Below are 3,939 nucleotides of genomic sequence, written 5' to 3' on the forward strand. Positions count from 1 at the left end.
TTGTAGTCGTAGCGTATTTGCCGTTGCTTAGCGTGGTTAGGCCCGGGTCGATCGAGCTAATACGAGCGTGAAATTTACGGTTTGGCTCAGAGAGTATCGAGTACTCGACCCTTGAGCCTACTTTTATCTTTGTGATGTCACCCTCGGCTATCTCCATTTTTAGCTGAACCTTGCTTAGATCAGCGATATTTACGATAGTGGGCGTAGTTTGGTTTGAGTTTACGGTTTGACCCTCCTCAACCTGCACGGAGACCACGACGCCGCCTTTTGGAGCGGTGATTTTAGTGTAGCCAAGGTCGATTTGAGCGGTGTTTAGAGAGATTTTAGCCTGAACGATTTGCGCCTCTATCTCTTTTAGCGAGGCTTCGTTTGCAGCTAGGGTATTTTTGGCGTTTTCAAACTCCTCTTTTGAGGTTGCGTTTTTAGCAAAAAGCTCTTGCTCGCGCTTAAATTTGGTCTTTGAAATCTCAAGCGCGACTTTGGCTGAATTTAACTTCGCTTCGTAAATACCAAGCTGCGCTTTTTTGGTATCTACGTTGTTTTGCTGAGTCGCGGAGTCGATTTCTGCTATCATATCGCCGGCTTTTACGACGTCGCCGAGCTTTACGTAGAGCTTTTTGATCTGGCCGCCTACCTGCGCGCCAACGTCGATTAGCTCGGTAGCATAGATCTCGCCGTTACTTTCGATACTTTTTACGAGCTCGCCGCGAACGGCTTTTGAGGTGATAAACTGATCGACTTGCGGGACGTTAAAATTTTTATCGTAAAAGTAATAGCCCGCACCCGCTAGCACGGCGAAAACCGCGATAAATTTGATAAGTTTTTTCATTATTTCTCGCTTTTTTAAATTTAACGCGAGATTATATACAAAAATGCGTTAAGGCGATGTTAAGTAATTCAATTAAATTTTATTTTTCTTTAATGCTAGCCGCCGTATAATCGCATTTTTAAAATTTATAACTCGGATTACGCAAATGTTTACGCAATTATTATCCATTTTTATCATTATCGCTTCCGGCTACGGGGCGAAAAAATTTAAGGTCTTTGAGCAAAAAAACGCCTCCGTTTTCATAAACTACGCGCTTTGCTTCGCGCTTCCGGCGCTGATTTTCGATAAAATTTACCACGTAAACATCGACACCACGCTTATAAACGTCATCGCCACGGGCTTTGCCTGTTCGATGCTGGGCGCTGCGGCGATATTTTTGGCGTGCAAATTTTTAAAATTTAACAAAGCCACGACCGTGAGCGCCGTACTGCTAGGAATGTTTGGAAACACCGTATTTATGGGCATGCCTATCATTAAGGGCTTTTTCGGAGAGGATGCGATGAACGAAGTTATCTTTTACGATCAGCTAGCTACCTCGATCCCGATTAGCATTTTTGGGCCTTTTATCCTGGCTTTTGGCGCTCCGGCAAAGATTTCGCTCGTGCAAAACGTGATGAAAGTGGTCAAATTTCCTCCTTTCGTCGCGCTTATTTTGGGCTTTTTGCTTCGCGGCGTTCCGCTTCCAAGCGTGCTATTTGATGCGCTTACGCTTTTTGCGCAAAGCGTCGTTCCCGTCGCTCTTTTTGCGATCGGCATCGGGCTAGGATTTCGCAGTATCAAGAGCTGTTATAAATCAACCGCAGTGGTAATCGTCGGCAAGATGCTCGTCGCGCCGTTTTTATTCATACTCGTTACGATAGTTTTTGGCGTAAATTTCGGTCAAACCTGGATGATCGGCATCTTGCAGTGCGCCATGCCGCCGATGGTGCTAGCAAGCGCGATGATCATGAAAGCAGAACTTGATAGCCAGCTAGCCGTAGCCGCAGTGGCCGTCGGAGTCGCGTTTAGCTTTGTTAGCCTGCCGCTTTTATCGTACGTTTTTAGCTTGATGGCTTAAATTTCACGCTCATTTTACGTTTCTTGGCTAAACTTCAATCATAAATTTTCCCAAAGGAGATGCTATGAAAAAGTTAGCTTTAGTTGCGCTTAGCGCGTTGTTTGTTACGGGTTCTATCTTTGCCGCCGAGATGAAAGGCGATATGATGGAAAAGAAAGATACCATGATGGAAAAGAAAGATACCATGATGGAAAAGAATGACGCCATGATGGAGAAAAAAGACGATATGATGATAAAAAAGGACGAAATGAAGGGCGACATGAAAGAGATGAAAGACGATATGGGTAAAAAGAAAGACGATATGAAAGACATGAAAAAGGGTAAGATGTAATGACGCAAATTTTGCTCGTAGAGGACGATGAGACGCTAAGCGAACTCATCAGCGAGTATCTGAGCGAACAAGGCTACGACGTGACCGTTTGCGCCGATGCTAAAGTAGCTCTAGATACCGCCTACGAGCGAAATTTTGATATCCTCATCCTCGACGTCAAGCTACCTAAAGGCGACGGTTTCTCCCTTTTGCGCGAACTTAGGCGGCTTGGCGACGACACGCCTGCGATCTTTACCACCTCGCTAAACGCACTGCAAGACCTAGAGATCGGATACAAAAGTGGCTGCGACGACTACTTAAAAAAGCCCTACGAGCTAAAAGAGCTTTTGCTTCGTATTCAAATTTTAATCAAGCGCAAATTTTCTCACGTAAATGACGAATTTATCGAGCTTAATGGCGGATATAAATTTTATCCAAGCTCCAAAACGCTCCGGCAAAACGGGCAAATCGTAAACCTCTCAAACAAAGAAAGCGAACTTTTGGCGCTATTTTTGGAAAATAAAAACGCGCTGCTAAGCAAAGAGACGATATTTGAGAAAATTTGGAACTACGGCGAGGAGCCAAGCGAGCTGAGCCTGCGGGTTTACGTTAAAAATTTACGCCGAATTTTAGGCAAGGACGCGATCGTAAACAGGCGCGGCGACGGCTATATCTATGTCTGAGCGCTCCGCCGTTATAGCTAAAATCCTCTCGCTTTATCTCATCACTAGCGCCCTATTTTTAGGATATTTTTTCACGAACGACTACAATATGAAAAAAGAAGCCCTCGTCTCAAACGAGGTCAAAAACCTAAAAGAGATCAAGATGGGCATCTACATGAAAGCGCGCATGGACGGGCTTGGCGCGGTAAAAAACTTTACCGCCGAAAAAGACGTCAAAGCCTGCATCGTAGCTAAAAGCGGTCAAATTTTATACGGCGAGGCGGGCTGCGCTAAATTTGACGACGCACAGAGTGGTGCAGTCGTATCGGACGGTAAGGTGACGATATTTGAGGCTTTGCAAAACATGGATGAAGGCGGCGCGGACGAGCTAGCCACGGCAAAGATCGCGCTAAGCGGCAAGGACATCACGAGCGAGCTAAATTTGCTACGGCTGCGTACGGCGCTAAATTTGCTTATCGTTTTAGGCGTCATCATGATAATCGCCTTTTATCTAGCAAAGACCGCGCTAGCGCCGCTACACGCTAAGATCGCCGCGCTAAATCGCTTTATCAAAGACTCCACGCACGAGATAAACGCGCCCCTTAGCGTGATACTCATGAGCATCGAAACAGCAGATAAAAGTAGCCTAAGCGAGCGAAATCTAAAGCGTATAAACAACATCCAAACCGCCGCCAAAACGCTAAGTCGCACCTACGAGGATCTTACGTATTTATCGTTTGGCGCCGAGCGCTGCGCACCAAAAGAAGAGCTAAATTTGAAAGATATTTTAAACGAGCGGCTAGAGTTTTTCGCTCCGTTTTTTGCCAAGCGAGGGCTTGATTTAAGGCCAAATTTAAAAGACGCTCTCATAAATGCAAATGGCTATGAGCTAAAACGTGCGGTGGATAACCTACTAAGCAACGCCGTAAAATACGCAAACCAAGGCGGCTACGTCGCGGTTAGTTTGCAAGACGGCGAGCTAAAAATCTCAAATAGCGGCGAGGGGTTAAACAAAGAGCAGCAAGATAAAATTTTCGAGCGATACACGCGGTTTAATGAAGATCAAGGCGGCTTTGGCATC

Annotated in this window: 5 protein-coding genes; 4 read left to right on the forward strand and 1 reads right to left on the reverse strand. The window is 45.6% G+C overall.

Features of this window, described 5'->3' with window-relative positions; translation table 11 throughout:
- The coding region (locus Q0200_RS10200) for an efflux RND transporter periplasmic adaptor subunit (protein WP_297940897.1) at nucleotides 1-829 on the reverse strand (829 nt) is incomplete at its 3' end.
- Nucleotides 830-974: 145 nt separating this feature from the next.
- On the opposite strand from Q0200_RS10200, the gene Q0200_RS10205 reads away from it, so the two are divergent.
- From Q0200_RS10205 to Q0200_RS10220, 4 genes are all read left to right on the forward strand, one after another.
- Nucleotides 975-1,886 (forward strand): AEC family transporter, encoded by a 912-nt coding sequence (locus Q0200_RS10205; RefSeq protein WP_297940899.1) that lies wholly within the window; start codon nucleotides 975-977, stop codon nucleotides 1,884-1,886.
- A gap of 64 nt (nucleotides 1,887-1,950) precedes the next feature.
- Nucleotides 1,951-2,217: a hypothetical protein gene (locus Q0200_RS10210; RefSeq protein ID WP_297940901.1), complete on the forward strand. Its 267-nt coding sequence runs from the start codon at nucleotides 1,951-1,953 to the stop codon at nucleotides 2,215-2,217.
- Complete coding sequence (locus tag Q0200_RS10215) at nucleotides 2,217-2,879, forward strand: response regulator transcription factor (RefSeq protein WP_297940902.1); 663 nt, start codon at nucleotides 2,217-2,219, stop codon at nucleotides 2,877-2,879. Before Q0200_RS10210 ends, Q0200_RS10215 begins: the two co-directional genes overlap by 1 nt.
- A partial coding sequence (locus Q0200_RS10220; protein WP_297940904.1) for a HAMP domain-containing sensor histidine kinase occupies nucleotides 2,872-3,939 on the forward strand: 1,068 nt, incomplete at its 3' end. The genes Q0200_RS10215 and Q0200_RS10220, both read left to right, overlap by 8 nt.

Origin of the sequence: uncultured Campylobacter sp., assembly GCF_938045225.1 — a bacterium.
GTDB lineage: Bacteria > Campylobacterota > Campylobacteria > Campylobacterales > Campylobacteraceae > Campylobacter_A.

Excerpts from the sequence above, each read along its gene's own strand:
- Q0200_RS10205 (WP_297940899.1), top strand. The coding sequence starts at position 975 with ATGTTTACGCAATTATTATCCATTTTTATCATTATCGCTTCCGGCTAC.
- Q0200_RS10210 (WP_297940901.1), top strand. The coding sequence starts at position 1,951 with ATGAAAAAGTTAGCTTTAGTTGCGCTTAGCGCGTTGTTTGTTACGGGT.
- Q0200_RS10215 (WP_297940902.1), top strand. The coding sequence starts at position 2,217 with ATGACGCAAATTTTGCTCGTAGAGGACGATGAGACGCTAAGCGAACTC.